This window comes from Caenispirillum bisanense (assembly GCF_900230255.1).
GTDB classification, from domain to species: domain Bacteria; phylum Pseudomonadota; class Alphaproteobacteria; order Rhodospirillales; family Rhodospirillaceae; genus Caenispirillum; species Caenispirillum bisanense_A.
Genome location: NZ_OCNJ01000029.1, coordinates 1 through 5,497 on the forward strand (window position 1 = coordinate 1; position 5,497 = coordinate 5,497).

2 protein-coding genes, 2 pseudogenes and 1 other annotated feature are annotated in these 5,497 nt (G+C 63.8%); of the genes and pseudogenes, 2 read left to right on the forward strand and 2 right to left on the reverse strand.

Going from position 1 to position 5,497, the window contains the following annotated elements; translation table 11 throughout:
- A partial coding sequence (locus CRP50_RS24585; protein WP_245913713.1) for an ATP-binding protein occupies window positions 1-193 on the forward strand: 193 nt, incomplete at its 5' end.
- A 140-nt stretch (window positions 194-333) separates the two neighbouring features.
- Here the strand turns inward: CRP50_RS24585 and CRP50_RS24590 are convergent.
- Window positions 334-809: pseudogene (locus tag CRP50_RS24590) on the reverse strand (transposase); the annotation flags it as partial.
- Window positions 412-528, reverse strand: a sequence feature (AL1L pseudoknot). It overlaps the preceding pseudogene by 117 nt.
- Window positions 810-1,202: 393 nt before the next feature.
- Window positions 1,203-3,692, reverse strand: coding sequence for a cation:proton antiporter (locus CRP50_RS24595; RefSeq protein ID WP_097281840.1), 2,490 nt, complete (start codon window positions 3,690-3,692; stop codon window positions 1,203-1,205).
- A gap of 529 nt (window positions 3,693-4,221) precedes the next feature.
- On the opposite strand from CRP50_RS24595, the pseudogene CRP50_RS24605 reads away from it, so the two are divergent.
- Window positions 4,222-5,403 (forward strand): annotated as a pseudogene (locus tag CRP50_RS24605) (IS256 family transposase); the annotation flags it as partial.
- Between the last annotated feature and the right edge of the window lie 94 nt (window positions 5,404-5,497).

Below are 5,497 nucleotides of genomic sequence, written 5' to 3' on the forward strand. Positions count from 1 at the left end.
CAGCATCTTCCCCGACAAGGCCATGACCGTCGCCGCCATCGACCGCCTCGTCCACCACGCCGTCATCTTCGAGATGAACGTCGAAAGCTACCGCCGGAAGACCGCCGTCGATCGGGCGATGTCGCGCCGCGACACCGCTTCCGGGCCAGCGACATCGCACGAGGAACCCGGCGACACCGGACAGGAGACCTGAACGACATCCGCCAGCGACACCGCCCGGCGACATCGCCGTTGCGCTGACCGCGAGGCCGATCCATCATCACCACCGTCGCGGTCCATCGTGTCACCTTCGATGTCGCGCGCTCCTCACCGACGATGTCGCTCTACAGGCAGCAGGGCGGCGTCCCGCCGCGCCCGGTCCGAGCGGCGCGACGGGTCGGCCTGCTTGGCCCGGTGGTCGTAGTAGGTGGACGGGGCGATCGGCAATTGTCTACAGATCGGCTCGACCCCGTGCGCCTGGCGATGCTCGTCGATGAAGGCGATCATGGCTTGAACCGGCGGTCGAGCTCCGCCTGGGCAAAATAAGCGCTGGCCTTGCGCAGGATCTCGTTGGCCTGCCGCAACTCCCGGTTCTCGCGTTCCAGAGCCTTCAGCTTTTCCGCCATTTCCGTGGGGACGCCGGCCCGTTGTCCGCCGTCCACCTCGGCCTTCTTGACCCACTCGTTCAGCGTCTGCGCCGCACAGCCGATCTTCGCCGAGATGGACACGATCGCCGCCCAACGGGACTCATGCTGTCCTTGGTGATCCAGCACCATCCGCACCGCCCGCTCACGGACCTCCGGCGAAAACTTGTTCGTTGTCTTACTCATGATGGCTCCATCCTACTCTGGAGTTGGAGCCTCCGGCAAACCCGGCGCGGTTCAGACCATGGCAAGCGCGTCTGCGCGCCGTGCTGTGTACTGTGCAGAGACCACCCCAGAAACTCGTGGAATCGCCATCGGCCTGGCCTGCAACTCCACATTTTCTCCCACCGCAAAGCAAAAGACCCCCACCTGCGGCTGAGGGTCTTTCCCACAGGATTGTCAATAACCGCAATGGTCTCCTGGGAGGGTCCGAAAACCCGTAGCTGCGAGATATGGCAGGATACCCGAGACTGCAAGTACGTTTGCGGGTGCAGCGTTCGGTTCGCTTCGCGATTGGCCGGCAACGGCGTCATCGTGTAGGGCAGAATTCCCAACTGCGATGGTCGGTCGTGAGGAGAGTCAGAAACTGCGGTTGAGGCTTGCGCGCTCGCGGGCGGTCCGCTCGATCTCCTGACGTACTTCAGGATGGCAGTTGAGGAAAAACAGAAAGTCTTCTTCGCTCAGCACCAGCAGGTGGCAAAAGCTGATGGCCACGACATCAGCCGTGCGGGCTCGCCCCGACAGAAGCGCCATCTCGCCGAAGAAGTCACCGGGGCCGAGCCGGATTGCTTGACCTCTTCGCTGCACCTCAACGGCTCCGGAGGCGATAAAGTAAAGTGCAAGGCTCGTCTCACCGGTTCGTATGACATGCTGACCCGGAAGAACATATCGGGCACGCAGGGATTTGCCGAGCCGCTCCACCTGCTTCTCGTCCAGATGAGCAAATAGGGGCACCGACCGGATGAGTTCGGTGGCTCGCATGCGAAGATCCAAGGCTGCCGTCGTCCGCTTCGCCGGCGGCCTGCCGACATGCACCTTGCGCCGGAGGTCCTCGTATAGCTCGCGGCTAATAAGGCCCTCCTTCCGCAGATCCTCGTAGTGGGCCAGTTCATGACGGTCCCCCACCTGCCGCAGGAATACCCGCTCAAGCGACTCGGCATACTCAGGATACTGCAGCCGCAGCGCGTCCAAGGCTCCGTTGGTACCCGAAGCCCGCCCCGACACTATTTCGTCCAAGATGCCCCCGATACGGCCACCGAGGAGCGGCGTTATACGCCGCCGCACGAAACGGCGGAGTTCCGTCAGCACGAGGGACTGCACAAGCAGCGTCTCGAACCGCTGGGCGATTTCTCGTTTAAGGAGGAATTCGATCCCGAAGTACCTATTCACGAGGTGCGCGAAGCGAAACGTCGGTCCAAACCCCAGCGTCGCCTTGGCGGCCCGACTGTAGCCTGAGCGACCGCCGCTACGGGCTCCTTCGAGCATCCGTTCGGCGTCGCGGAGCATGCGCGCGACGACGTCGGTCGCAAGTGTGTGTTGCTCATGATGGTCCAGGATCAATTCGCGTTCCCGTGCGGCGAGGGCGATCAAGCCGAGCGTCAAACGCTCCTTGTCGCCCAAGGCTTGCTCAAGGCTGCCTTCCGACAGGTCGCGCCGTAGCTCCTCGTACTGGCTCACGACAGGCCGGGTGGTGCGCGGCTCGATGCCGTAACGCTCGGCGGTCCCTTTGACATGGTCGATGACATCGGCGAGCGCGAGTGCCACGACCTGGTCGCGCACGGCTATGTCGACCGGCGACAGCCGATCGAGCTTGAGCCAGCGGATCAGTCGTCGCAGCGTCAGACCGTTGACGAACAACGTGAACAGAACATAGCCCGTCGCCGTGACGGCAATGAAACGCTTCGTCTCCGGGTCCAGCAGCCGGTTCTCGGTGACGGCAAGGGCGAGGGCCAGGGTCACCGCGCCCCGGAGACCGCCCCACAGGATGGTGATGCTGTATGGGGCGCTGACCGGGGCGGCGAGGCGGAAATGCGCGAGAAGCGGCATTACGCCGAACAGCACCACCGCGCGCGCGACCAGGGCGGCGATCACCACCGTGAGGACAATCAGGAGGTCGGTGACGGAGAAACCTGTGAGGATGCGAGGAACGAGAATCGCGGCCAGCAGGAAGATCAATGAGCCGGCCCAGAAGGCCACCTGCTCCCAGACGTTGAAGAGGTGCTGCAGGTTGACAGGGTTGATGTGGGCCTCGATCGACGCGCGTACGGCAATGCCGGCGACAACCACGGCGACCACCCCGGAGACCCCGAGAACCTGATCAGCGGCGATGTAGATGAAGTATGTCGCGCCGATCGTAAGCGTCACTTCTGCCGCCTTGATTCCGCGCATGAACGGGATCGTGAACACGAGCAGTCGGCCGCCGGCCACTCCTGCCAGAGCTCCGCCGACGAAGGACAGGAGGAACTGGAAGCCTGCGTCGCCTAGGTCCAGCGGCTGGCCGGAGATTATGACGCTCAGCAGTAGCGTGAACAGTGCGATGGCGGCTGCATCGTTCAGCAGGCTTTCTCCCTCGACGAGGCGAGAAAGCCTGGCCGGGGCGCCGATGTCACGGAAAATGGCGACCACCGCCGCGGGATCCGTCGTCGCGACGATGGCCCCAAGAAGGAGGGCTACCGTCAGAGGAACGCCAAACAAGGCATCGAGACTGAAGCCGATGACTGCCGCGGCGAGAATGACGGCGACCACGGCAAGAACGAGTATGGGAACTGCGTCCTCCATGACCCGCCGAACTTCCAGGCTGAGGGAAGCCTGGAACAGCAAAAGCGGGAGAAATACATAGAGGAAGACAGGCGATCTGACCGGCATCTGCACGATGGGGGCGGCCATTTCATTGAATGCGTTCGTCAGTGGCGTGTAAAGTAGGAAGGCCGCAAGTGATCCCAGCGCCACCCCGACCGCCGCGAGGAGGATCGTTGGTGAGATCTGCCATTTGGCGGCAATGGACTGGGTCGTCGCAACGATCATCAGAAGCGTTGCCACCAGAAGGGTCACGACGACGATGTCAGGCACGGGGTCCTCATGAATGGGTCGGTCCAACACCCGGCGCGAAAGGCACACCGGAACGGCCAGGGTGCAGTATGGTCGTTCCCGAGGCGATCAGGCAAGCGACCGAAGAAGCTTTGACAGGAGGCGCGTTCCAATGCAGCGGTTCGTAGTCACGAATTCGAGCGGACCCGACTACGAGTTCGAGGGCGAGCGGCTTTTTGTTTACAAGGGCCCGAGCTTCAACACGCTCGAAATATTCAGAACTCGCGCCGGTAAATATGTCGCTCGGCGGAGAACCCGACGTTCTATGGCCGAGCCGGTCCGGAGCGACGCCACGCGTGTCTTTGACGATGGCGAGGCCTTGTTCCAGTGGCTGGGCTTTGGAGACGACGCGAAGCGCGCCGCTGAAGCTCTCGGGATGCCATTGCGCAGGCAACTTCCATAGGCTACGAGTCGGGGTATGTCCCGCCCGCTGTTGAAAATGTGAGGGAGGCGTTGCTCGCCTTGAGCCGGTAGGCTCGGGGTGTCGAATCCACGAAAGGAAAGCAACGCCATGAAGAAACCTACCACACCGGCCGCCTTTGTCCCGGCGGCAATTGTCGAGGATGCCTTGCAGGACGTCCGGGCCAGTTTTGAGCGGTTCTGCCTGACGGCGGGCATCGCCACCCTGGCCAGCATGATGGAAGAAGACGCCAGGGGCCTGTGCGGTCCCCGCTACGGCCGGGAAGACGGCAAGAGCGCCTATCGCTGGGGCAAGACCAAGGGCAAGATCGGCTTCCATGGCGGCAAGGTCGAGGTTGACCGGCCCCGCGTCCGCGCCCGTGACGGCCAGGAGCTGACCCTGCCGAGTTGGGAGGCGGCCCTGTCCGAGGATCTGCTGGGTCAGTGGGCGATGAACCTGATGCTGATCAACGTCTCGACCCGCAAGTTCGGCCGGGCCGTCCGCCTGCCGGGCGGCGATATTCCTGCGCCCAAGGGGGCCGGGGTCACCAAGTCGGCGGTGTCGCGCCGGTTCGTCGCGCTGTCGGCGGAGCGCATGAAGGAGTGGATGGCCGCCGATCTGTCCAAGCTGGACCTGCTGGTCATCCAGATCGACGGCATCCACATCAAGGAGGACCTGATCCTGCTGGCCGCCGTGGGTGTTGACGGCAACGGCGACAAGCACCCCCTGGGCGTGGTCGAGGGCGCGACGGAGAACGCCGCCGTCTGCCAGGCGCTGCTCGACAACATGGTCGGCCGCGGCCTTGACCCGGCGGTCTGCCGCCTGTTCATCATCGACGGCTCGCGGGCACTGTCCAAGGCGATCCGCAACACCTTCGGCCGGCACACGCCCATCCAGCGCTGCCAGGTCCACAAGGCCCGCAACATCACCGAGCGGCTGCCCAAACCCTTGCACGCCTCCGTCCGCAAGGCCCTGCGGCAGGCTTGGGAACTCGACGACGCGGACAAGGCCGAGAAGCTGATCCGCAACCTGGCCCGTCGCCTGGAGCGGGATGCTCCCGGCGTGGCAGGCAGCATCCTGGAGGGCATCGACGAAATCCTCACCGTCGTCCGCCTTGGCCTGCCGCCCGACCTGCGCCGGTCGCTGGCCTGCACCAACATCATCGAAAACATGAACGGAACCGTCCGTCAGGTCTGCCGCAACGTGAAGCGCTGGCAGGACGCGTCCATGGCCTTGCGCTGGACCAGCGCCGCCATGCTGGAGGCCGCCAATGGCTTCCGCCGCCTGAAGGCTTAGAGTCCGTTTGAGAATGTCAGGGGTGGCAGATCCTGCGGACGAGTAGGTTGCCCATTGCGAGGAAGATCATTGCCTCGGACACGTCGATACG